This is a genomic window from Alkalicoccus saliphilus, assembly GCF_003044065.1.
GTDB classification, from domain to species: domain Bacteria; phylum Bacillota; class Bacilli; order Bacillales; family Salisediminibacteriaceae; genus Alkalicoccus; species Alkalicoccus saliphilus.
Window position 1 is genome coordinate 1 of record NZ_PZJJ01000021.1, and the last position, 22453, is coordinate 22453.

A 22453-nucleotide genomic window follows, 5' to 3' on the forward strand; every position below is an offset into this window, starting at 1 on the left:
CTCATCTGTCCATTCGATAGACATTCAGGGTCTCCCTGATTGTCTATCGAATGCCACCAAGCGAGAGCGCGGTAGAAGAAACGATCAAATCCCAATTATACGTGTCTAGTTTCTTGACAGAGTATCACCTCTCCCTCCTGCTCAGCAACTACGCTGCCTCCCTCCCAGTCATCTTCTCCGTTAATACGCACTTTATGGCGGTCAAAGCTGAGAAGTCCGAAATGCTGTTCGTTCGTCTGGGCGTTGGACCAGAAAGGCCGCCGGTCCGGATTATCATAATCCATCGTATTCCACGTTCTTTTAAACCATTCATCCTGCCAAGTGAACACGAGACCCCCGAGCATCCCTTCCTCCATAATGACATCGTAAAGGTAGGAAACAATTTCTCCCTGCTCTGCTTCAGATATAAAGCCCTGATTCCAGCCGAAGGGATTGTTATGTGTTTTACCCCGGGAAGAAGGAATACCGAATTCTCCGATCATTACCGGAATATCGTGAGCCTGATGAAGATCATGCAGATAGCCTGCGTAGTTACTCGGGTTGCCAAGATGGTCTTCAAATGTTAAATATTCTTCTTCCAGGTTAAGAAACTCCGGATAGTATGGATACACGTGATAAACAGCAAAGGTTCCGACTTCGGATGCCTCCCCGTTTGGAACTATATGATTAGGGTTAATCTCTGCCAGGTCCTCGTCCTCAGACGGTTCAGACGGCTGATCCAGATTATCAGTCGTCACCCAGTTGGTGAAACTGTAAGGTCGCATCACCTGATAATTGTCTTTTTCGTAGTCGAAAAGCACGTCAAACTGTTCGGCAAGCCAGTACTCCATCGGCGCTGCATTCTCTGTAGTGAAATAATTTCCGTCGTAGTCTCCAAGATCCGGATATTTCTGCAACATGTTGTCCACCATTTCCGGATGCCATTCAATTCCGAGCATCCAGCCGGCTACATAAGAAGAAATATCAGCAGTGTATTCACCGTGGGCGTGGCCGGCACGCTCCTCTACTTCCGCACTGCCGTGAATCACATCTACTATCCGCTTCATCTCTTCCTGGAATTCTTCGGTGATGTCTTCGTCAAAAGCATCCATCGTTTCTTCCAAAGGTCTTTCTTCGATCCATACGCCATGAAATAAATATATCGGTTCGTCGGCCTGCTGATTGTAGGCAAGCAGCTCTTCATAAAATTCGGGTGGATGAAGCGTATAATTTCTGATCGTATTCGCATTCATTTCACCTATCTGCTCAAACCAGCGCCGGTATTCCTCCCGGGAGATCCCTGCCTCTCCCGGAAACGTGCCGGGTTTCGCCATGCCTATGTTCACCCCCTTCACGGGAACTGCACTCCATCCTTCCTCTTTGTAAATTTCCATACTGTTTTCGTGAATCCGGACATTGTAGTCAATTCCTTCATATGTCGTCTGCAGAACCTGCGAAAAAGTATCTGAAGTGTACAGCAATGCAGTTAACGCCCCTATGGATATAACTGCACCACCGATAATGAGTGGTTTTTTCATAAATTATCTCCCTGTCACAAGTCGTTGTGCCGTTGATGACAATATGCGGCACGTTTAAAAACATTAACGTTTCATTATTTAGTATATGGGTTCTTCCAACGAAATGAAACAATACTTCAGTGAATCAGATTTATTAAACTGGAAAACTTCTATCAGCACAGAGCCTGAAAATAACGTGGGCTTTATACTTTATTTCATGTCAGGTCTCCGCTTGAAATAACCGCAATCATTTTGTCACAAATTTTCACAAAAACTATCACTATCCTGCTTTTATTTTCGATATACTGGGTGTGTTCGTGAATATGCGTTTTTTTATAAGTCTGGCATTATTGCAATACGGTTCAATATCTTTGTAAAAAAAACGCCTTTACTAATTTTGCATTTCAGCGGCACATGACTGTTTTTATACATAATTCAATCTGGTGAAGGAGTTTTTTTGTGAAACCATTGGAAAGACGCAGTATTATTGCCGATATGGTTAAGAAACATGAAATTGTTCAGGTAACTGATATCAGCCGGGTATGCCAGGTGTCTGAAATGACGATCTACCGGGATATTCAAAAGCTGCAGCAGGAAGGAAGAGTATTGAAAACTTCCCGCGGTATTACCTCTGTAAAAACAGACTCAGCTGATGAAAATGCCTGTGTATGCTGCTTTAAACCTTCGGAAAGCCGTCTCGCTGCCCGCATAGTTTATGAAGACGGCAGTGCCGAAAAAGTGTGCTGTGCCCACTGTGCCCTGCTTCGTTTCAAGGAGAAAAAAGAAAAACCTAAACAAATTATAAGCCGGGATTTTATGCTTGATACGACGTTCAATGCCAGACGTGCTGTATTTGTAGTTGGAAGCAGTCTGCCTGTTTTATGCTGCAGTCCTCATGTTCTGGCTTTTCAACGCAGGGAAGAAGCTGCTAAGTTCATTAAAGGATTCGGAGGTTCACTGCATACGATAGAGGAAGCTGCCGATGCAGTGGAAAACGGAATGGAGGACGACTGCTGCTTCACTTCTCACTTTAATCATTTTGGAAAGGAAAGATAACAATGAAAAAAGTACTTATTTTAACAAGCTTATGCGGCCTGCTTGCCGCATGCGGAACTGCCGAAGAGGAAGCAAACGAAGAAAGCGGAGCTGTAGGGGTTGATGAGATTAATATGGAACAGCTGGAAGCTGAAATAAAGGCCCCGGAGTCACTCGATCCCGGTGATAAGGCGGAACTGAAAGTACTTGTTACCCAGGGGGAAGAGGTGGTCGATGACGCCAGTGAAGTTCTTTTCGAAATATGGGAAGCAGGTTCCAAAGAAGAAAGCGATATGATTGAAGCCGAACTTCCTGGAGAAGAAGGATGGTACAGTGTGGCGTACGATTTTGAAAACGAAGCAGTCTATCACATCCAGCCTCATACGACAGCCCGGGGAATGCATGTAATGCCGGTACACGATATCGTTGTCGGAGAGCCTTCTGAAGATGAAGTGGAAGAAGCAGAAGAAACAGACCATGCGGATGATATGAACAACCATGACCATAATCACGAAGGAAACAATAACAACGATGATGATCATGAGCACAGTCATAACGATCACTCCCACGAAGAAAGCGGTGATCACGACCATCCTCTTCATGAAGGCATGGACATAGCGTGGAATACTTCTGAAGAACTTCCTGTAGACGAACCTGCAGTTATTTCCATCGATGTAACATGGGAAGAGGAAGCCTGGGAAAACGGGGATGTCCGTCTGGAAGTATGGCAGCACGGTGACGAGCAGAGAACATGGCTTGATACAGAGGAAACAGAAGCTGGAACTTACGAAAAAGAGACAGCATTGGAAGAGAGCGGCATACATCATGTGATGGTGCATCTGGAAGATGATGAGGTGCATGAACATGTGCAGTATGAATTTAAAGCCGTGGATGAAGACGAATAAATATCTAAAACCTGAATATATTATTGAAATTAAAAAGTACTGTCGTGATAAAAAAGTCACGACAGTACTTTTTGCTGCTGCTATTTGGAATAAAAGCAGCTTTCATATGATAAGTCCCGCTGAATCATTCTGGATTCACTCATCATTAGAACTGCCGCCTGCCTTCACAGCATAAAATATGAATACTCCTGCAGACACTGCGAGACACAGCACTGTCACTAAAGCGGAAGCTTCAATCGGAATCAGCCCGGAGGCTGCTGCAACAATGGAAAGAATTGTGATCCCCGCAAGCCATAAATTTACTTTCTTCACTTTGGGTGAAGGATCCTGGAACAAAAGCTGTTTCCATTTCATAAATAAATACACCAATCCCTGCTTAATCTTAAGTAGATTAAAACTAATTCATCATCTGCTCCGGAGTAAAAGCCACATACCAGTCATCTTCAACTTCAAAGTATACTTCCTCTTCCTCATACATAAAGTGAATTTTCCATTTCCCATCGGTAAATACGATAATTTCTCCCGTATCTTCGATAAAACCGCAGGCTGTACTGTGCTCGGACCATTCAAACCCAGGCATACCAGTAGCTGCGGCTTCCATATTTTTTAAATGCAGCTCCTGGGGACGGGGATCTGTATTTTCAGTTTCAGCTTCATAATCCAGCCTTATATTGCGGCTGAACTCTGCAAACATTTCTCCCTGTTCCGTATAAACGGCATTGGAGGCCCGGTGCGAACCGCTCGTCTTTACATCCTCCACCGGCTCGTCCAGTATTTCGTGCTTTTCTATGGAATACGTGTCATTGTAATAATCTTCCTCTAAAGACTGTCTGATGTACTGAAACAGCCTTTCAGCACTTCTTAAATTCAGCACAGTAAGTCTTTCATCCTCTGTTTTCGTTCCATCCACGGTCTGCACATCCAGCCCGTAGCCGCTCCCAAGTTCCTTAATTTCCTGCTCTGCAGATGAAGTGCACCCTGTCATTAACAAAAGAAAAGCGATACCGATGGCAGCTGTTTTAATTAATTGAATAAAAATCCCTCCCGAAACACCTTCTCTTACTATGTACGGGATTCATTTCAGAAAGTTCCATCAGATTCCATTTTTCTGAAATTTTTCCTTGGAACTTTCATTCTGTCTTTCTGACCAACTTCTATCAAAAGGCACTCTCACCAACTAATTAAACAAAGTACTTTACCCTCACTATCCATAAAACTCCGGAAGTTCATCTTTTAGCTCGTTCCAGTTCTGTTTCATTTCTTCCTCTGTCAGCAGGCACTGATCCAATGCTTCCTCTATTTCTCTACGGGAGAAGTGAATGCCGATAAATACAAGCTCTGTCATTCTGTCCCCGAATTTCTCATCCCACGTTTCTAAAATTTCCGGCTCCTCTATAAAATGCTGTACTTTTTCCTCCTCCGGCCATGCATCCACCCACTGCCCCGCCCCCTGAATAGAAAGTGAAGGACCGGCCTGGGATAGAAGGCCTGCCGTGTCATGTCTTGAAGCCAGCCAGAAAAAGCCTTTAGCGCGGATTATCTCCTCCGGCCAGCTTTCAAGCCATTGCAGCCAGCGTTCCGGATGAAAAGGCCGCCTCCTTTTATATACGAAGGAACTGATGCCGTATTCTTCTGTTTCGGGAATATGCTCCTCATTTAATTCTTTGATCCAGCCGGCCCCCTGACTTGCTTTTTCAAAATGAAAACGCTCTGTGCCGATTACTTTATCGAGCGGAACAGCAGCATGAACCGTTTTTATTATTTCAGCTTCCGGATTCAGCTTCTGAAGAACTTTTTCCATCTCCTCTGTTTTTTCGGGACTCAGGAGATCTGTTTTATTTATAAGCAGGACATCTGCAAACTCCACCTGGTCAATTAAGAGGTCTGAAATTTCTCTTTCATCCTCTTCATCCGCTCCCTGGCTCCGATCAAGGAGATTTTCCCCGGCGGAATAATCTTTCCAGAAATGAGCTGCATCAACTACAGTTACCATCGTATCGAGCCGGCAGATGTCCGGAAGCCTGATACCGAGTTCTTCATCCATGTAAGTAAAAGACTGGGCTACAGGAATAGGCTCTGAAATACCGGTGGATTCAATAACAAGATAATCAATATTTCCTCCCTGTACGAGTTTTTCCACTTCCATAATTAAATCTTCCCGCAGCGTGCAGCAGATGCAGCCGTTCTGCAGTTCCACCAGTTTTTCTTCGGTACGTGAGAATCCTCCCTGCTTCACCATGGCGGCGTCGATATTGACTTCACTCATGTCGTTTACGATAACAGCCACCCGCAGGTTATCCCTGTTATGCAGTATATGATTTAAAAGAGTTGTTTTACCTGCGCCAAGATATCCGCTGAGCACAGTTACTGGAATTTTATTCGTCATACATCCTCCTGAATGATTTAGTTAGTTTGTGCAGAAATGCGTTCAGCTGCTTTCTGGGCTCCTGAAATATTTCCGGCAGTCGGCCCGACTTCCAGCTCGCTCAGTGGCCCGGCAACATACAGGTGGCTGCACCACTCCAGAGAAGAAGATACAATTGGATACCCGCATTTCGCACACTGCAGTTGTTCATTTTGAATCAGCTTCTGCAGCCAGTTTACTTCTTCCAATGATGAAACGAATCCTGTAGCAAGCAGAACAGTCTTTGTATGGATTCTTTCACTATCATTTAAATGAAGAATAATCTTTCCATCGGACGACTTTGTGCTTTTATTGATTTCACCATCAGTTATTACCAGTTTACCCTGCTTCTGCAGGCGGAGCAGCCTGTAGTATATATCTTTGGGAAGCGATCCTTTGTATCTTGCTTCGTTCACAGCACGACGGCGCTCTTCATAATTATTCAGACACTGAAAAGAAGAAAGAAATTTTGGACCAAGCCATCCCGGATCACTGTCGAATTTGTGAATACGGAAAGGATGCCTTTTAAGAAGTGTCACCTTTCCCGGGTACCTTTCTGCAAGCTTCACCGCAGTATGTGCTGCGCTGATACCTCCTCCGACTACCGTAAGAGGAAGGGACACTTTATTTAAATCAGGAGGACTCTCTTCAAAAATATGATAGACGTTTCCCCCGCTTTCTTTGAGTCCTGCCGCCCATTCTGGAATATTAACTTTGCTGTTCGGCCGGACAGCTATAACTACGTTTTCTGACTGAAAAGACTTACCTTCTGCTGTTTCCACTGTCCATACGTCTGATTCTTTGTAAACTTTGTGTACGGTCCCCTGCTCCCAGGAGCGGTCGAGACCGTTACTGTAAAAAGTTTTTAAAGCATGCTCATTAAATACCTGCAGATTAGGCCGCTTGTATTTTCCATAGAAATTTTTCGGGTCGGCTCTGACGCCTGCAAATTTTTGAAGACTAAACGCGTCTTTATCCGTGTGGTGGACAGAAGGAGAACGGAGAAACTCCATACCGATATATTCCGTTCTTTTTTTCCAGAGAGCCATTGGTCCTATGTGAGGGTCAATAATTTTCATTTCCGCCGGAGAAACATTTTCCGATAAAAAATTCGCTGCCGTACATCCATGGATACCTCCACCGATGATGATCCATTTATTCATAATACCGCCTCCTTTCCATGACCTGTTCTCAATTAATATTTAAAGGAGCATAAATCACTGTCTGAATTAATTAGCCCAGCTTCATCATTTCTTCTTTATCAAGGAGTTTATCGTAAAGATTACGATTTGTAAATAATAATAATTACGATTTATCTCTTTACACTTATTTCGGAATGTGATTAAATAAACTTGTAAATCGTAATTATTTTGATTTGTAACAGGAGGCGGGTTTGTGGAAAGTTCGAAATATGAGTTTGTCCGGAAACTATGTATTCAAAACCTTCATGAGGATGACTATCTTTTATTCGCTGCTAATGAGCAGGCAGAACTGGAGCTTGCAGGTATGGCAGAAACAGAAGAAGAATTTCTTCAGCTTCTCACCGAAAGGTATCCTGTGAGAATGCTGAGTAAAAGGTTTCAGCTGACCGAAGAGTCTTTTTTTCAGGTGATTCAAGTGATTGATCAAAAAATACATGCCGAGACGCTGAAGCATCTCGATCAATTATCTTTGAGAGAAATTCCATTGAAGGATCCTTCTTTCTCTCCAGGAAACCACAAAACTAAAAATTTTATTTTGCATTTCACACTGCCGGAAACAAACTAATTTTCAAAGGAGTTAATAACGTATGGCTAAGAAATCTAAAATCGCTAAGGAAAGAAAGAGAGAAGAACTGGTCGCAAAATATGCTGCTAAACGAAAAGAATTGAAAGAAAAGGGCGATTACGAAGCTTTAAGAAAACTTCCGAAAGATTCTTCCCCGGTGCGTCTTACAAGAAGATGCCGTATCACGGGCCGTCCTCATGGCGTACTGCGTAAGTTTGAGATGTCCCGGATTGCTTTCAGGGAACATGCTCATAAAGGGCAGATTCCCGGAGTGAAAAAAGCTAGCTGGTAAGCCTGTAATATAAAGTGCTTTTTATACATGCCTATGCATTTCCCTGCTTTCGCCTCCGCAGGACGCTTTCCGGGCGGGCCGGCTTCAGCTAATTTCTTCCTCCAATGGTCGGAAGAAATGGATCTTCTGCTCGTCCTATCTCGCCTCGGAGTCGCCTGCTGCAGCTCCAGCAGAAAAATAAAAAGAAGTTTCTTCTTCTAAAAAATGTGTTGATTCCGTCCTTTCTTCCTTTCAGGAGAGGCTTCTTCCTCCGGAAGGACCGGCGGGGACGCCGGTGGGATAAAGCGAAGTCGGAAGATCCTTTTCCATGGCGCAGGCCAAACAGCTGATGACGAGCCCCACGGCAAGGCTGAGCGCAGGAGAAAGCTATACGCTCAGAAGAATAATTATTCTGAAACCAAGACTTAATCAACACTCTCAAATATAAAACTCCCCTGAGGATAGGTTATCCTCAGGGGAGTTTTATATTAATATCATGTAATTTTCTGTCAGGATTTTTCATCCAGCGGCCACATTGTTTTATTGTAGGCCATATCCCAGAACATATATTCAAATCTCGTTGTATTCAAAAAAATCTCTTCCAGTTTTTTCAGCTCAGCTTCAGAGGAGGCAGCAGTCAATTCGTCGAGCAGATCGATACACCACTGTGCCGTCTGCCCGAATTCCTCCGAGCTGTACATCCGGATCCATTCGCCGTAAAGTGGATGATCGGCTGCACCGGGACGGGCGGCAAGCTCCCTTCCTATTTCCCAATAGCTCCAGGCACATGGAAGCAGTGCTGCCACCAGATCGCTCAACGATCCGTTATTTCCAACATGAAGCATGTAGTGAGTATAGGCTAACGTAACCGGGGAAGGGGAAGCTTCCTCCAGCTCTTTTTCTGTTATTCCAAACTTCGCAGCATACTGCCGGTGCAGTGCCATTTCTTCATTCATCGTTACATCCATCAGACTTGCAAAGCGACCCATCGTCCGGACATCCCGGGCTTTTGCCGCTCCAATAGCGAACAGCTTGGCATATTCAATTAAATATAGATAATCCTGCACCATAAAAAAACGGAACTTCGCTTGTTCAAGAGTCCCCTTTCCCATCTCTGCAACAAAAGGGTGATTATGATTCTCCCGCCAGATCGGCTGCAGTTTTTCATACAGTCTTTCGCTGAATTTCATTTGTTTCGCCCTCCTCAGCAATTTGTTTTCACAATTACAACTTCTACCACCTTTTTACACGGCCGGAAATTACTTAAAATGAAATCAAAAATACACTCCTTTCTGCAGAAAGAAGTGTTCAGCTGCGCCCCCACACCGGGGAGCGTTTTTCAATTATGCCGACTCTTCCCTCCGCTGGTATTAGCCAGATCAGGTACATAAGGGTCAAGACAAAGTCTTTCTCAGCTGAAAACAGCTCCCCCAGAGTAGTGTTTCTTTATTCTGTTGTCCTTTATTTTTAACAGAATATTCTCAATATAGCAACTCCACGAGTCAGCCGGCAGAAGGATATTTTATTACCTGCGGGGAATTAAGTTATTGGAAAGAGACATTTTTGAGCGCCGGTACAACCTGAATACGCACATGAAATAAAACGAGCAAGGAGTGGGAAGCCCATGTCCCGAAATATCATTTTCTTTCTTCTGCTTACATTTAGTATCTCGTGGTGCTGCTGGCTGACTGTTGTCTTCTTACAGCTGAATACCCTCCACCATCCTGCGGGTGCAGCTTTATTTCTTATCGGTGGATTCGGTCCTTCTGCAGCAGGGACTTATTTTATTCTCCGCAGAAGTACTTCCGAAACACGCCGGTTTTTTCGGAGCCGGCTGTTCAGTTTCCGCCGGATCGGGTGGGCATGGCTTGGAATTCTACTGCTTCTTTACCCGGCCGTTTTCACGGCAGCTGCCTTTTTGGATAATTATTTGTTTACGCAGTCCTTTCCTCAGGCCGAGGGACTGCGTCTCATGCTTGGTTCTCCTTCCTTCTTCCTCCTGAATCTTCTCACCTTATTTTTCCTGGGACCGGTGTCGGAAGAAATCGGCTGGCGCGGCTTTATGCTGGAAGAACTTCAGAAAGACTTCTCCCCGCTGCAGGCTTCCCTTTGGATCGGACTCTTCTGGGGGCTGTGGCACCTGCCGCTTTTTTTCATGCCCGGGACCTTTCAAGGCATGCAGAGTTTTTGGACTATGTATACCGCTGCCTTCTTTTTGAATGTGTTTGGTTATTCCATCTTCATAACCTGGATTTATAATCAGACAAATAAAAGTATTCTTGGCGCCGTACTTATCCATTTGTCCATTAATTTCACACTTACCGCTCTATATCCTTATTCCATGACCCTCTTTTTTCTGGCAGTATTTCTTCTTCTGACTGGTACTGCGGCCCTTATTTATATTTATCAGCCACTTAGAAAGCACCCGAAAAATTAACACTCAGCTGTGTTAACTTGGAAAATTCATACTTTTTTCAAACTTTTCCAATACAATCAGGGAAAGATATTTCATACAGCTCTTCCTGACGGTTAATCGGTAATGGAAAGGAGCAGATACGAATGAAACACACCTCTCCCCACGACTCTCATCATGAAGAACATCATCACAGTGGCCATCACGGTCATGAAAACATGTTTAAAAACCGCTTTTTCGTTTCTATTCTATTTATGGTTCCCATTCTGGCACTCTCCCCTATGATTCAGACATTTCTCGGAGTAAACTGGCGCTTCACAGGGGATATGTACCTTTTATTTGTGCTTTCTTCCTTAGTATATTTTTATGGCGGATGGCCGTTCTTAAAAGGATCCGTCGATGAATTCCGGCAGAAGAGCCTCGGAATGATGACCCTCATTGCTCTGGCTATTTCTGTCGCCTACTTTTACAGTACTGCGGTTGTCTTCGGGGTTCCCGGTCACGAAATGTACTGGGAGCTCTCCACACTGATCGTAATTATGCTTTTAGGCCACTGGATTGAAATGAAGTCAATTATGGGAGCTTCGAACGCCTTGGAGGAGCTTGTAAAATTTATGCCTTCCACCGCCCACCTTCTTCAGGAAGACGGAACTACAAAAGAAGTCCCAACAGCGGATCTGTTACCCGGCCAGCAGGTGCTGATTAAACCGGGGGAAAAAATCCCAGTAGACGGAACGATTATCCGTGGGTCTTCAGAAGTGGACGAATCCAACTTGACCGGAGAATCAGTACCCGTGCCGAAAAAAGTCGATGACAAAATTATCGGCGGTTCGATTAACAGTGAAGGCTCTCTCACTGCTGCAGTAGAGAAAACCGGAGAAGAAAGCTACTTATCCCAGGTTATCGAAATGGTCAAAGAAGCACAGGAATCCAAATCCCGGGCCCAGAACCTTGCCAACCGGGCTGCGAAGTTTCTTTTCTACGTAGCAGTTCTAGCGGGAAGTACGACGTTTATCGTCTGGTTTTTATTCGGTTACTCCGTGAATTTCTCTATCGAACGCATGGTTACTGTCATGGTTATTGCCTGTCCTCACGCCCTGGGCCTGGCCACTCCTCTCGTCACAGCTGTATCTACAAGTATATCTGCCAGAAAAGGGCTTCTTATCCGCAACCGCACAAACTTTGAAGAAGGCCGGGCGATAGATGCCGTGGTGTTTGATAAAACGGGGACATTGACGAAGGGGGAATTTGGAATCACGGATTTTTTCGTTTATGAGCAACCGGAAGAAAGAGTGCTCGAATGGGCTGCTTCTATTGAATCACAGTCAGAACATCCTATTGCCCGGGGCATCGTTAAAGAAGCGGAGAACAGGGGTATCTCCTTTTCTGCTCCAGATACTTTCAAATCATTGACTGGAAAAGGTTTAACAGGTCTAGTGGAAAACAAGGAAATAAAGGTGATCAGTCCGGGCTATATGAAGGAAAAAGAGCTGGAGTACGACACAGAAAAATTCAGTGAGCTGTCCGAACAGGGAAAGACCGTTGTTTTTGTCCTGACTGACGACAAATTATCCGGCATGATCGCACTGGCTGATCAGGTACGGGAAACCTCCCGTCAGGCCGTAGCTGAACTGAAGAAAATGGGGATTCAGGCAATGATGCTGACAGGAGATAACGAGAAGGTCGCCCGCTGGGTCGGTCGTCAGCTTGACCTGGATGATGTCTACGCAGGTGTTCTTCCTCATCAGAAAGCGGAGAAAATCAAAGAAATTCAGGCAAAGGGGCTGAAAGTTGCCATGACAGGTGACGGGGTGAATGATGCCCCGGCACTTGCAGGAGCCGACCTTGGAATTGCTGTCGGTGCAGGGACAGATGTAGCGATTGAATCCGCAGACGTCATTCTCGTCCGAAGCGATCCGAAAGATGTCGTCTCCCTGCTGAAACTTTCCCGCTCCACCTACCGGAAAATGATTCAGAATCTCTGGTGGGCAGCCGGCTATAATATCATTGCCCTTCCTCTCGCCGCTGGTGTGCTCTTTGCCTTTGGTATTCTTCTGACTCCTGCTGCCGGTGCAGTACTTATGTCCCTAAGCACTATCGTCGTCGCAATTAATGCCAGACTTTTAAAAGCCGAATAACAAGAGAAAATAGATGGTTAGTACAAAGGTTGCTTTGAAAACAAAGAACAGCGCTCATGAATAGCAGAAACAATACTTTTTCCATTAAGAAAAAAAGGAGTGGATACCGACAGACGCCTGCGGAAGAAGAGATTGGAATATCTCCTGTGGTGCAGACTGAAGCTGAAATTTTCCTCCATGGCAAGCCTGACGGTTGAAAGCGAAGTTTTTCTCTGGTCCTCAACAGCAAACATAGCGATTACAAAAGATACGCCTGTTTCAGAAATTGTTTCCCAATGGGAAAATGCAGTACAGGTAATGATTCAGCACGAAGTTCCTCCCGCATCGATAAAAGCGTTGAAAGAACATTTTCAGGGAAAGGATCCGGCTGTTATTCTCCGGAAATTGAATGAAGCGGCGGACACTTCCAATGTCTCGTCCCCGAAAGGAGCCTGAAACAGCTTTTAGGACTCTTAATGTGTCAATTCACGGAATTTTTTATGATGGAGCTGAAATTAAGTATGAAAGGAATTTTCAAAATGAAACCTCTTGAAGGAAAAACAGCTCTTGTCACCGGTGCCAGCCGCGGAGCAGGACGGGCGATTGCTATAGAATTAGGACGTGCAGGAGCTTTTGTATATGTTACAGCCCGGAGTACACGTAGTGATTCCACGAACAACCGGCCCGGAACAATAGATGAAACAATTGCGGAAATAAAGGAGAAAGGCGGGCAGGGTGCTCCTATCCGCTGTGACCATACGGTGGACAGCCAGACAAAAGCTGTCATGGATCAGATACAGCGGGAACAGGGAAAGCTGGACATTCTCATAAACAACGTCTGGGGAGCCCATGACTTAGGAGTAGAGCAGAAGCCTTTCCGGGAATTATCCTTAAAAAACTGGGATACAATGTTTACTGCCGGGGTGCGTGCCCAGCTAGCCGTTAACCATTTCGCCCTCCCGCTTCTCGAAAAAAATGCGAATGCCCTTATTATCCATACGACGTTTTGGGATGAAGGAAAATATACCGGTCAGTTTTATTATGACCTTGCCAAAAACGCTCTCGTGCGAATGGCTTACGGGCTGTCGATTGAACTTGCAGGAAGTGGCATAACCGTTCTTGCCTTATCCCCCGGATTTATGAGAACTGAACTTGTGCTGAAACATTTTGAAACTGACGAAGAACATTGGATGAACATCCCTGAATTAAGGCAGAGCGAGTCCCCCTATTACGTCGGCAGAGCCGCAGCCGCACTGGCCGGCGATCCGAAAATCGATAAAAAAAACGGCCGGGCTTTACGAACCGGAGACCTTGCTGAAGAATACGGATTTACAGATATCGATGGAAGGCGTATTCCACCGTTCTCATTGTAAAGCTGCACTGTAATTACCGTGAAAAATTCACTCCATCTCTATATTGAAGGTGTAGAAGACTTTCTTATATAAACATTGATCTTAAAGGGACCTGAGATAAAGATAGTAGTTTTAATATCATTATCCTGATTGTTACTTTCTCATTAAATATGATCAGCTGTGGTTTACTTTATCTTCCTTTCTCTCTAAAATTGTTTTAACAGACAATGCAGCTCCTTCTGATAAAAAACATAGTATATTCACTTTAATGAACAAGGAAGGATTATTATTCATGCAGAATACCCTGATGGTGCTGGAAGCTTCCTATGACTGGCGCCTTATTCTTCTTTCTATTGCGATTGCCTGTACAGGTGCTTTTGTCGCATTCGAAATTAATAGAAGACTAACAAAACTTACAGAGCCAAAACAGATTAACAAATGGATATTCATTGGTTCCGTTGTCCTTGCCACTTCTATTTGGAGTATGCATTTTATCGGTATGTCAGCTTATCAGCTTCATATTCCAATGGACTACGACAGTAGTTGGACATTCGTTTCTTTTTTGGCAGCCTTCACAGCCTCTTTAACTGCATTTTACGTACTTCACCAAAAGCAGCGGTCGATTTTTGCGCTTTTAGCAGCGGGCCTGATAACCGGGGCTGGAATCACAGCCATGCATTATACGGGTATGCATGCTGTTTCCTTTGCAGGAGAAGTAACTTACTCTGCCGCCTCTGTGATCGGATCCTCCGTAATTGCAGTTGCTGGATCTTTTGCCGCATTCGCTCTGTTTACATACATGAAAATCAGCCGGCCGCTGTTACAGCGCTCAGGAGCTTCCGTGTTTCTCGGACTGGCTGTTTCTTCCATGCATTACACGGGCATGGAAGGAACGAGCTTCTGCATCCCGGAAACTTATTCGCTGTTTCTGACGCCTGAACCAGTAGTAAATCAATCGTCTTTATTAACTGCCACTATTACCGGAACAGCCGTGATTTTTATTTCTGTTCAGTGGATTTTGTTTCAGGAAAAAAGATGGTTTCAGGAAACGCATTACAAAGACGCTATTACCGGTCTTTATAACCAGCGTTTCTGGATGAAAGAGGCCCCCTCCTGGAATGAGGAATATAAGGTGATCATTTACGCAGATATTATGCGGCTGCGGGCATTAAACCAGAGCTATGGGTTCACTTCCGGAGACGCCGTATTGAAGCAGGTAGCAGAAACACTGCAAAAGAGGCTTTCCCCGGAAAGCCGTATTTTCAAGAGTGAAGGAAGCAAATTTCTTCTTTGCTTAAAGGAATCAGGTAACTTAACGGTGGATGCGCAGCTTAACGCTCTCCAGCTGCCTTATGAAGCGAATGTGTTTCAGGATAATCAACGGATTCACCTTGCGCTCTGCTTCGGTGGTACAGCTGTAGATAGCTCCGCCTCTCCGGAAAGACTTGCAGCCCAGGCGGAAATCGCTCTGGCTCACGCAAAGCAGCAGGAACGACCTCTCTTTTTTTATGAAGAAAAAAATCACCAGGACCTTTCGGATGAATGGATGGAAATGTCACTTAGAAAAGCTCTGCAGAACAAAGAAATGGATGTCTACTATCAACCGCAGGTGAAGACTCACTCAGGTGAGGTCCACAAAGTGGAAGCTCTCGTCCGCTGGCAGCACCCGGACTACGGCGTCATTTCGCCCGGTGTTTTTATTGATGCTGCGGAACGCTTTGGTCTTATTATGCCGCTGACTCTGCAGGTAGTAGAAAAAGTGTGCCTGCAGCTGAAAGAATGGCGTAAGACTGCTGCTTCTATTCAGCGTGTTTCCATCAACCTTTCGCCGCTCCATTTTGAATTTGTTGATGCCAACTGCCAGATTACAGATCTCGTACACCGGCACGGCATCCCTCCGGAAATGATTGAGTGGGAACTGACCGAAACATCGATGGTCGAAAATCTCCAGCAGATGGCCGGACAGCTGCTGGAGTTGGAGAAAGAAGGTTTTTCTATAGCTCTTGATGATTTTGGAGCAGGGGTTTCTTCTCTGACGAGACTTCAGGAACTCCCTATCCATACGTTAAAACTCGATAAACACTTTATGAACAAGTTCCCGGGCTCAGACAAAAAACAGCAGGTCATCCAGCTCATGATCACGTTTGCGGAACTTTCCGGGATGGAAATTGTCTGCGAAGGCGTGGAAACAAAAGAGCAGCTTGACGCTTTACGAAAAATGAACGCCGGTTTCATACAAGGGTACATTTTTCAACATCCTGTACCAGCTTCTGAATTAAAATATTCATTTACGGAAGGACGGGACATGACATTATAAAATGAAAAGCCTCGATGACTATGCTTCAGTCATCGAGGCTTTTATACTACTGATTTATCTGCATCAAATTGTTTTCCGATATCTTTTTAATCCACTGTTTTATTTTTTAAAACGTATAAACCGCTTTTTACCAATCTGGAGCACATCTTTATCGGAAAGCACGGTGTCCAGTTCGTCTACAGTAATTTTTTCTTCGTTCAGTGAAACTCCACTCTGCTTAATGAGCCTGAGAAATTCGCTTTTGCTTTTTACGAACTGACCTGCAGCGAGCTGGGGCACGACATCTTCCAGTCTGTCCTTATCTAACTCCAAAAGAATTTCAGGAATGTTTTCAGGAATTTTTCGCTGCTGAAAAGCAGTTTTGAAGTACTCTTCTGCTTCAGCAGAAGCCGCAGCACCATGGTACAGAAAAGTAATAATTCGCGCCAGTTCCAGTTTAATGTCTCTTGGATTTTCGTTTCCATCAAGACGGTCCTGGATTTTTCGTACTTCTGCCGGGTGTTCGTCTGTTGCGAGTTCAAAGTACTTCACAATTAGTTTATCCGGTACTTCCATTACTTTCTTTAACATTATTTCGGGTGATTCATTTACACCGATGTAGTTGCCGAGACTTTTACTCATTTTTTCTTTCCCATCAAGACCTTCCAGCAGCGGCATGAAAATTGCAATCTGTTTTTCCATACCGAAATGGTTTTGCAGTGGTCTTCCCATCAGAACGTTGAACGTCTGGTCTGTGCCTCCGAGCTCTATGTCCGCCTGCAGTTCCACCGAATCGTACGCCTGCATCAGCGGGTAGAAAAACTCGTGGAGGCCGATCGGGGTCTGTTCCCGGTAACGTTTCTGAAAATCATCCCGCTCGAGGACCCGTGCGACGGACGTGGAGGCTGCGAGCGTGAGCACTTCTTCAAATGTCAGCCCGGAAAGCCACTCACTGTTGAAACGAAGTGTAGTTTTTTCTTCATTCAATACTTTGAAAATCTGCTCCCGGTAAGTTTCAGCATTTTCTTTCACTGTCTCATCGCTTAAAGCCGTTCGTCCTTTCGCTTTACCGGATGGGTCACCGATCCTTCCGGTAAAATCCCCGATTAAAATAACCGCCTCATGACCGAGATCCTGCATCTGTTTAATTTTTCGCAGGACTACTGCATGCCCCAGATGAATATCCGGAGCGGAAGGATCCAGTCCAAGTTTTATCTTGAGCGGCTTCTGCTCCTTGAAAGAACGTTCGAGTTTTCCGAGCAGTTCTTGTTCATCGATGATCGTGTCGGCCCCTTTCTTAATGATCTCCAGCTGCTCTGTTGGTTTTAAAAACATTCAACACATCTCCTTGTAATATTAAATAAATTAATATTGCAAGCTCTATAAGAGAAAAACAAAAAACGCCCCCCAGGGATTTCCTGAAGGACGTGTTTTTTCACGTGTTACCACCTTTTTTCGAGAACTGCTCGCACAGATCTCCTCTGAAAGTACAGCCGCAGCGATACTTCTGCATGGATGACGGATGCAAACCCGGTGCAGCCTACTGTCAGTTCGGTACACAGCTCCAAGATGTATTCACCCTAACTCCACATGCGCCTCTCATCACCCGGCTGCTTTCTGTCTGCTTCTGTTAAAGCTACTCGTTCTTATCATTGCTTTTATCTCTTATACTCCGAAATGTATAAACAAATCTTCGTTATGCATATATTGTTTTCAATTATAACTGCCGCAATTTTTTTGTCAACATAATTATGATTCAGATGTGTACCTGTAAAAACCGCTCCCACCTGTTATTCAAGCTTATCGGGAGCAGAATATGCTAAAATAAAGAAAATATCTTTAGGAGAAGTGATCGCATGATTATTGACGATTTAGCTTTACTGGACCAGCCGAATCAGCAGTTTCAAGGTTTCGGTCTGATCCGGGGGGCCCAGCTTGCCCAGACGAAAAAAGGCGACCCTTTTTATAATTTAAGTATTGCGAAAGGACCGAAAGAACTCCCCGTTAAAGTTTGGAGTGATCAGATCAACGGCCGGGAAGAGGAAGTAAAAGAGGTTCTTCAGGAAGGCCGTATTATTTATTTTGAGGGTGACACTTCCACCTATCAGGATCAGCTGCAGGTGACTGCCCGCTCCTTCCGCCCGGTGAAAGAAAATGAAGTGAATCTCTCCGAGTACCTGGAAACAGCTCCCGAACCAATTGAAGACCTGCAAAAGGAATTGGAAGGTTACATAGAAGAGATTATGGACCCGCTGATTCAGGAAATCGTTTCTACTGTTTATACGAAATATAAAAAGCCATTTTCCAGCTATCCTGCTGCGGTGAAAAATCATCATTCCTTTGTCGGCGGCCTGCTTTATCACACTGTTTGTATGATCCGGCTTGGCAGGGACGTGTCCCGTCGCTATCCCTCTGTGAACAAAGATTTCATTATCGGCGGCATTACTCTTCACGACGCTTCCAAAATTCTTGAATACACAAATCATATTGCTCCTCAGTACAGCGTCCCTGGAGAATTTATCGGTCATATTTCCATGTCTTCCATGCTCGTGGACCGGGAAGTGCAGAAAATTCTCGCCGCCAGAGGAGAAAAAGCCCAGTTGACAAAGCTTGAGCAGGAAGCCGTCTATCAGCTGCAGCACTGCATCCTCAGTCACCACGGACGGCTGGAATGGGGTTCCCCGGTTGAACCTAAAACACTTGAAGCCCATATTATCCATTTGATCGATATGATTGATTCCCGGATTAACATGATAGACCGCGGTCTGGCAGAAGCTCCGGAAGGGCATTTCACAAAAGTATTTCCGCTCGGAAAAATATATAAACCGTCGATCGATGAATAAAAGCTATCCTGTTTGTTTAACAGAGAAGAAAAACAGGAATACTCCCTCTGTAAAGAATAAATAATAAAGGGGAGTTTCAAGAATGGATCAAAAACAAGTTAGACAGCGGATTGAAGAAATAATTGACAATAATGCCATCGGTATCCTGTCTACAGTCGAGAATAACAAACCGTATGCACGATATATGACTTTCCTTAATAAAGATAAAACCATGTACACTCCTACAAGCCGTGAAACGTACAAAGTTGAAGAAATTGATAAAAATTCCAATGTTCACGTTCTTCTCGGCTATCAGGGTGAAGGTTTTGGTGATGAATACGTGGAAGTGACCGGTACAGCTTCCATCCGTGACGATAAAGAGCTGATTGAAGACCTCTGGACCGATGAACTTGATAATTGGTTTGACGGAAAAGATGATCCGAAGCTGATATTCCTTGAAATCAAGCCGGAATATGTCCGCCTTATGAATGGCAGAGGCGAACCGCCGCACAGCTTGGATCTGTAAACGAAAGCATTTTCAGGAGCTGTCCCGGGACAGCTCCTTTTTTTACATAGCATTGACCCGTAATCGTTGTCGTCTTTTGAAATCGTCACTGGAGCTCCACAGCAAATAAAGAAAAAGGAGCAAAAAACGTTACAGTACCGGTCTCTCTTTATGCGTACGTCCTGGAATAAAGCTGCATAAGAACTTCTGAAAGGAGCTGAAGAGGCCGTGGGTTCCTTCTCCCGCTCACCCTCGTGGCACATGTGGATAACGAGTATTCTGCTATTCGCTCTTTATCTTATCGGCCTGTATGATTATGTGATGGTGCATACATTGAATGAAGATTATTTATTGTCGCTCGATCGCGGAACAGCGGTTATTGATTATTTTACAGATTATCCACTTTTTCTTTCAGCAGTCTGGGCTGTTAATATTGCCGGCGGCCTTCTGGCACCCGTTCTGCTTCTGATTCGCCACAGGCTGGCACCGGAAGCTGCTTTTATATCCTTTATAGCAATGCTTTTATTGATCGTAATAACGTTTACTATATTCGACCGTCTGGAAACATTTGGACACCTGTATTCCCTGTTTGATACGGCCATTCTTCTCGTTACTGCGGCCTTTGGAGTTTATTCTTTAAAGCTTAGGAACATCGGCAGTCTGTCCTGCTTGTCAGGCTGTTTATAAAGTATTATTTATACATGTCCCTGCTTTCGCATCCGCAGGACGCTTCCGGGCGGGCCGGCTTCAGCTGATTTCTTCCTAAACGGATCTTCGCCCCTGCGGCTGCAGCAGGGAAATAGAAAAAAGGTTTTTTACCATGTCCCCCTTTATTGAAGCCGTTTTCTTCGATAAAGGGGTGGTTTTCCCTCCGTAACGGCGGAGACGCCGGTGGGATTTCAGCGCAGGCTGAAGATCCTTATTCATGGCGCAGGCCAAACAGCTGAAGACCAGCCCCACGGCAGGCTCGGTGAGAGAAGGAGTCTATACACTGACTGGAATAAATATTCCAAAACGATCATTTAATCAACAAGCCGAAGCAGGCAGGGGAGCCCCGCGCCTGCTTGTATTTGTTACTCTTCACTGCTTTCAGAACGCCAGGTGCTTTCCCGCCGGGCGTCCACCCCTCCTTCTATATCTTCCCTTTCCCTGTTGATACCGACCATCTGTATGGAACCGAAATAAAGCGGGGTAGGCTGCTCTCTTATTTCTGCATATCCTATGCTGCGCAGGGCTTCCTGCTGTTCTGTGCCGGGCATTTCTTCAAAGATTAGGTCTGAGCCGTCCAGATGAAAACGCGGGGCTTCCACTGCTTCCTCCATGCTTGTTTCACCAGACGACCAGTCCGTTATTACCTGGGCCAGCATAAGAGGAATACGTTCACCCCCGGGACTGCCGATACCGAGAACCGGCCCTTCTTCATCCGCCAGGAGCATCGGTGACGACCATGTAATCGACCGGCGTCCGGGTTCCGGCTCATTGTTTTCACCACGGCCGATGCTGAAACGCGCCATCTGGTTATTTAAAAAGAAGCCGGACGTATATTCTCCAGATCCCCAGAAATTTGTCAGTGTATTCGTCATGGAAACGATAGTGCCTTCACTGTCCACCACGTTAATATGGGTCGTATTCGGATCGATGCCTCCATAAGACTCGCTTTCGTTAACCTCGAGAAGACTGTCTTCAGAAATCTCTTCCGCCAGTTCAGCATTTCGTTCTGGATCGGTCACTTCCTCCACTGGGACATCCACGAAGTCCGGATCTCCGGCATCTGTTTCAAGATACTGAAAAGCCGCTCTCCAGGCCATTGCTCCGGTGTGAATAAATTCTGTACTGGTCCGCTCCACCTCTCCTGCTCCCTTTTCTTCCATGATCTGCAGCATCTGTATGACGCTCATACCCGGAAGAGGAGGAGCTGCCCCAATCACTTCATAGCCGAAAACTTCCCCCTGGACAGGATCATGCCGTCCAACTTCATAACTACTGAGGGAATTCTGGTCCATCCCCTCTATATTTTCCGTAAGAGCTTCTCCAACCGCTCCTTCATAAAAAGCCTCCGGTCCTTCCTGCTGAATTGTTTGGAGAGTTTCAGCAAGCTCCTCCTGCTCCAATGTTTCCCCTGCATTCAGTGGATTTCCTCCCGGATAAAAATGCGGAAGCTGATCTACAGGCAGACGGCTCTGTCCGGACACAAACTGCTGGGCCAGCAGCTCTGAAACCTCTGTAGATTCTGCAGCAGAAACAGCCGGATCCAAAAGCGTTTCCCATGCAGTACTACCGTAATCTTCATGCAGCTCTCCCATACCGGCTGTAAACCCGGGGACTCCGGTATCGGAAGCGGGAATGCCTTCTTCCGGTACGACTTCACGGTAGTCGTATGCCTGAGGATTTTCCCCCTGCTCATGCACAAGTGCTGAACCCCCACCCCCAATACCGGAAGCAAAAGGTTCAACAACAGAAACAGCAAAAGCTGCAGCAATAGCTGCGTCCACCGCTGTCCCCCCGTCTTCCAACACACTCATGCCTGCATCTACTGCAGCAGGATGTCCGGCACTCACTCCGTATGAATATTCTTCTTCTGGTTGCTTTTCTGATTCGTCTGTATCTTCCTGCAAATTCTCTTCCTCAAGTTCTTCTCTTGCATTTTCTTCCTCAATATTGTTGTTATTTTTTGGATCTGCAAGCTCTTCTTCCCTATTGTTTTCCGGGGAACAGGCGGCTACTAAAAACAGCATAGATGTCCACACTAAGCTGTTTTTCCAGTTAATCACACTATTTATATCTGCTCTTTTCCTCATATCATCCGTACTCCTTTTACCTTAATTCAAACCTGCCCGTCTAAATTTTGAAAATAAAGGGTATTGTATTAAAAACTTTCTGGCTTATCTTCTTGTTGTATTCATACCAGACATTCATCTGTTTGTCTATTAACTGCGAACTAAATGTGGAACCAGCTCCCTCCACTTAAGGACTATATAACAGTATTTAAAATATTTAAGATAGTAGAATCAACTCATTTTTGATCGTTCTGGTTCAATTATCCTGATTTTTTCATTAAACTATTTTAGAA

General features: G+C 45.1%; 21 protein-coding genes, 1 riboswitch and 1 other annotated feature. Of the genes, 13 read left to right on the forward strand and 8 right to left on the reverse strand.

What is annotated here, in order from left to right:
• Positions 1-95 precede the first annotated feature (95 nt).
• Positions 96-1517: a hypothetical protein gene (locus C6Y45_RS12000; RefSeq protein ID WP_107585470.1), complete on the reverse strand. Its 1422-nt coding sequence runs from the start codon at positions 1515-1517 to the stop codon at positions 96-98.
• A gap of 438 nt (positions 1518-1955) precedes the next feature.
• Between C6Y45_RS12000 and C6Y45_RS12005 the strand changes: the two genes are divergently transcribed.
• Both C6Y45_RS12005 and C6Y45_RS12010 read left to right on the forward strand, forming a co-directional pair.
• Positions 1956-2552, forward strand: coding sequence for a DeoR family transcriptional regulator (locus C6Y45_RS12005; protein ID WP_107585471.1), 597 nt, complete (start codon positions 1956-1958; stop codon positions 2550-2552).
• A gap of 2 nt (positions 2553-2554) precedes the next feature.
• The gene (locus tag C6Y45_RS12010) at positions 2555-3436 is read left to right on the forward strand and encodes a FixH family protein (RefSeq protein ID WP_107585472.1); all 882 of its coding nucleotides are present in this window, start codon (positions 2555-2557) and stop codon (positions 3434-3436) included.
• A gap of 135 nt (positions 3437-3571) precedes the next feature.
• Here C6Y45_RS12010 and C6Y45_RS12015 read toward each other — a convergent pair whose 3' ends face one another.
• The 4 genes from C6Y45_RS12015 to C6Y45_RS12030 all read right to left on the reverse strand — a co-directional run bounded on the left by C6Y45_RS12015 (position 3572) and on the right by C6Y45_RS12030 (position 7003).
• Positions 3572-3790 (reverse strand): hypothetical protein, encoded by a 219-nt coding sequence (locus C6Y45_RS12015; RefSeq protein WP_146159177.1) that lies wholly within the window; start codon positions 3788-3790, stop codon positions 3572-3574.
• A gap of 43 nt (positions 3791-3833) precedes the next feature.
• Positions 3834-4421, reverse strand: a complete 588-nt coding sequence (locus tag C6Y45_RS12020; protein ID WP_107585474.1) for a hypothetical protein — start codon at positions 4419-4421, stop codon at positions 3834-3836.
• A 219-nt stretch (positions 4422-4640) separates the two neighbouring features.
• Positions 4641-5822, reverse strand: coding sequence for a GTP-binding protein (locus tag C6Y45_RS12025; protein WP_107585475.1), 1182 nt, complete (start codon positions 5820-5822; stop codon positions 4641-4643).
• A 17-nt stretch (positions 5823-5839) separates the two neighbouring features.
• On the reverse strand, positions 5840-7003 hold the full coding sequence (locus C6Y45_RS12030; RefSeq protein ID WP_107585476.1) for an FAD/NAD(P)-binding protein: 1164 nt from the start codon (positions 7001-7003) through the stop codon (positions 5840-5842).
• Between the two features lie 232 nt (positions 7004-7235).
• On the opposite strand from C6Y45_RS12030, the gene C6Y45_RS12035 reads away from it, so the two are divergent.
• The 3 genes from C6Y45_RS12035 to C6Y45_RS17590 all read left to right on the forward strand — a co-directional run bounded on the left by C6Y45_RS12035 (position 7236) and on the right by C6Y45_RS17590 (position 8228).
• Entirely contained in the window at positions 7236-7607 is a 372-nt protein-coding gene (locus C6Y45_RS12035) for a hypothetical protein (RefSeq protein WP_107585477.1), read from the forward strand.
• Positions 7608-7629: 22 nt separating this feature from the next.
• Complete coding sequence (gene rpsN, locus C6Y45_RS12040; protein ID WP_107585478.1) at positions 7630-7899, forward strand: 30S ribosomal protein S14; 270 nt, start codon at positions 7630-7632, stop codon at positions 7897-7899.
• A gap of 104 nt (positions 7900-8003) precedes the next feature.
• The gene (locus tag C6Y45_RS17590; protein WP_160058341.1) at positions 8004-8228 is read left to right on the forward strand and encodes a hypothetical protein; all 225 of its coding nucleotides are present in this window, start codon (positions 8004-8006) and stop codon (positions 8226-8228) included.
• A 159-nt stretch (positions 8229-8387) separates the two neighbouring features.
• Here the strand turns inward: C6Y45_RS17590 and tenA are convergent, their stop codons facing one another.
• Complete coding sequence (gene tenA / locus C6Y45_RS12045) at positions 8388-9068, reverse strand: thiaminase II (RefSeq protein ID WP_107585479.1); 681 nt, start codon at positions 9066-9068, stop codon at positions 8388-8390.
• A gap of 149 nt (positions 9069-9217) precedes the next feature.
• Positions 9218-9320, reverse strand: a riboswitch (TPP riboswitch).
• A gap of 182 nt (positions 9321-9502) precedes the next feature.
• On the opposite strand from tenA, the gene C6Y45_RS12050 reads away from it, so the two are divergent.
• From C6Y45_RS12050 to C6Y45_RS12070, 5 genes are all read left to right on the forward strand, one after another.
• Positions 9503-10315: a CPBP family intramembrane glutamic endopeptidase gene (locus C6Y45_RS12050; protein WP_107585480.1), complete on the forward strand. Its 813-nt coding sequence runs from the start codon at positions 9503-9505 to the stop codon at positions 10313-10315.
• Positions 10316-10437: 122 nt separating this feature from the next.
• Positions 10438-12429: a copper-translocating P-type ATPase gene (locus C6Y45_RS12055; protein WP_107585481.1), complete on the forward strand. Its 1992-nt coding sequence runs from the start codon at positions 10438-10440 to the stop codon at positions 12427-12429.
• Positions 12430-12561: 132 nt separating this feature from the next.
• Positions 12562-12864, forward strand: coding sequence for a hypothetical protein (locus tag C6Y45_RS12060; protein ID WP_107585482.1), 303 nt, complete (start codon positions 12562-12564; stop codon positions 12862-12864).
• An 83-nt stretch (positions 12865-12947) separates the two neighbouring features.
• Positions 12948-13781, forward strand: coding sequence for an SDR family NAD(P)-dependent oxidoreductase (locus C6Y45_RS12065; RefSeq protein WP_107585529.1), 834 nt, complete (start codon positions 12948-12950; stop codon positions 13779-13781).
• A 247-nt stretch (positions 13782-14028) separates the two neighbouring features.
• Complete coding sequence (locus C6Y45_RS12070) at positions 14029-16077, forward strand: putative bifunctional diguanylate cyclase/phosphodiesterase (protein ID WP_107585483.1); 2049 nt, start codon at positions 14029-14031, stop codon at positions 16075-16077.
• Between the two features lie 99 nt (positions 16078-16176).
• Here C6Y45_RS12070 and tyrS read toward each other — a convergent pair whose 3' ends face one another.
• Positions 16177-17391: a tyrosine--tRNA ligase gene (gene tyrS / locus C6Y45_RS12075; protein WP_107585484.1), complete on the reverse strand. Its 1215-nt coding sequence runs from the start codon at positions 17389-17391 to the stop codon at positions 16177-16179.
• Positions 17392-17474: 83 nt separating this feature from the next.
• Positions 17475-17718 (reverse strand) — a binding site (T-box leader).
• 194 nt (positions 17719-17912) lie between these two features.
• Between tyrS and C6Y45_RS12080 the strand changes: the two genes are divergently transcribed.
• The 3 genes from C6Y45_RS12080 (at position 17913) to C6Y45_RS12090 (ending at position 20070) form a co-directional block, all read left to right on the forward strand.
• Entirely contained in the window at positions 17913-18899 is a 987-nt protein-coding gene (locus C6Y45_RS12080; RefSeq protein ID WP_107585485.1) for a 3'-5' exoribonuclease YhaM family protein, read from the forward strand.
• Between the two features lie 82 nt (positions 18900-18981).
• Positions 18982-19404 (forward strand): pyridoxamine 5'-phosphate oxidase family protein, encoded by a 423-nt coding sequence (locus C6Y45_RS12085; RefSeq protein ID WP_107585486.1) that lies wholly within the window; start codon positions 18982-18984, stop codon positions 19402-19404.
• A 240-nt stretch (positions 19405-19644) separates the two neighbouring features.
• Entirely contained in the window at positions 19645-20070 is a 426-nt protein-coding gene (locus C6Y45_RS12090; RefSeq protein ID WP_160058343.1) for a hypothetical protein, read from the forward strand.
• 386 nt (positions 20071-20456) lie between these two features.
• Here C6Y45_RS12090 and C6Y45_RS12095 read toward each other — a convergent pair whose 3' ends face one another.
• On the reverse strand, positions 20457-22181 hold the full coding sequence (locus C6Y45_RS12095) for a gamma-glutamyltransferase (protein WP_107585488.1): 1725 nt from the start codon (positions 22179-22181) through the stop codon (positions 20457-20459).
• Positions 22182-22453 lie beyond the last annotated feature (272 nt).

What these genes read in the sequence shown, in the direction of transcription:
- C6Y45_RS12000 (WP_107585470.1), bottom strand. Translation starts at nt 1,517, where the DNA reads ATGAAAAAACCACTCATTATCGGTGGTGCAGTTATATCCATAGGGGCG.
- C6Y45_RS12010 (WP_107585472.1), top strand. Translation starts at nt 2,555, where the DNA reads ATGAAAAAAGTACTTATTTTAACAAGCTTATGCGGCCTGCTTGCCGCA.
- C6Y45_RS12015 (WP_146159177.1), bottom strand. Translation starts at nt 3,790, where the DNA reads ATGAAATGGAAACAGCTTTTGTTCCAGGATCCTTCACCCAAAGTGAAG.
- C6Y45_RS12020 (WP_107585474.1), bottom strand. Translation starts at nt 4,421, where the DNA reads ATGACAGGGTGCACTTCATCTGCAGAGCAGGAAATTAAGGAACTTGGG.
- C6Y45_RS12025 (WP_107585475.1), bottom strand. Translation starts at nt 5,822, where the DNA reads ATGACGAATAAAATTCCAGTAACTGTGCTCAGCGGATATCTTGGCGCA.
- C6Y45_RS12030 (WP_107585476.1), bottom strand. Translation starts at nt 7,003, where the DNA reads ATGAATAAATGGATCATCATCGGTGGAGGTATCCATGGATGTACGGCA.
- rpsN (WP_107585478.1), top strand. Translation starts at nt 7,630, where the DNA reads ATGGCTAAGAAATCTAAAATCGCTAAGGAAAGAAAGAGAGAAGAACTG.
- C6Y45_RS17590 (WP_160058341.1), top strand. Translation starts at nt 8,004, where the DNA reads ATGGTCGGAAGAAATGGATCTTCTGCTCGTCCTATCTCGCCTCGGAGT.
- tenA (WP_107585479.1), bottom strand. Translation starts at nt 9,068, where the DNA reads ATGAAATTCAGCGAAAGACTGTATGAAAAACTGCAGCCGATCTGGCGG.
- C6Y45_RS12050 (WP_107585480.1), top strand. Translation starts at nt 9,503, where the DNA reads ATGTCCCGAAATATCATTTTCTTTCTTCTGCTTACATTTAGTATCTCG.
- C6Y45_RS12055 (WP_107585481.1), top strand. Translation starts at nt 10,438, where the DNA reads ATGAAACACACCTCTCCCCACGACTCTCATCATGAAGAACATCATCAC.
- C6Y45_RS12065 (WP_107585529.1), top strand. Translation starts at nt 12,948, where the DNA reads ATGAAACCTCTTGAAGGAAAAACAGCTCTTGTCACCGGTGCCAGCCGC.
- C6Y45_RS12070 (WP_107585483.1), top strand. Translation starts at nt 14,029, where the DNA reads ATGAACAAGGAAGGATTATTATTCATGCAGAATACCCTGATGGTGCTG.
- tyrS (WP_107585484.1), bottom strand. Translation starts at nt 17,391, where the DNA reads ATGTTTTTAAAACCAACAGAGCAGCTGGAGATCATTAAGAAAGGGGCC.
- C6Y45_RS12080 (WP_107585485.1), top strand. Translation starts at nt 17,913, where the DNA reads ATGATTATTGACGATTTAGCTTTACTGGACCAGCCGAATCAGCAGTTT.
- C6Y45_RS12085 (WP_107585486.1), top strand. Translation starts at nt 18,982, where the DNA reads ATGGATCAAAAACAAGTTAGACAGCGGATTGAAGAAATAATTGACAAT.
- C6Y45_RS12090 (WP_160058343.1), top strand. Translation starts at nt 19,645, where the DNA reads ATGTGGATAACGAGTATTCTGCTATTCGCTCTTTATCTTATCGGCCTG.
- C6Y45_RS12095 (WP_107585488.1), bottom strand. Translation starts at nt 22,181, where the DNA reads ATGAGGAAAAGAGCAGATATAAATAGTGTGATTAACTGGAAAAACAGC.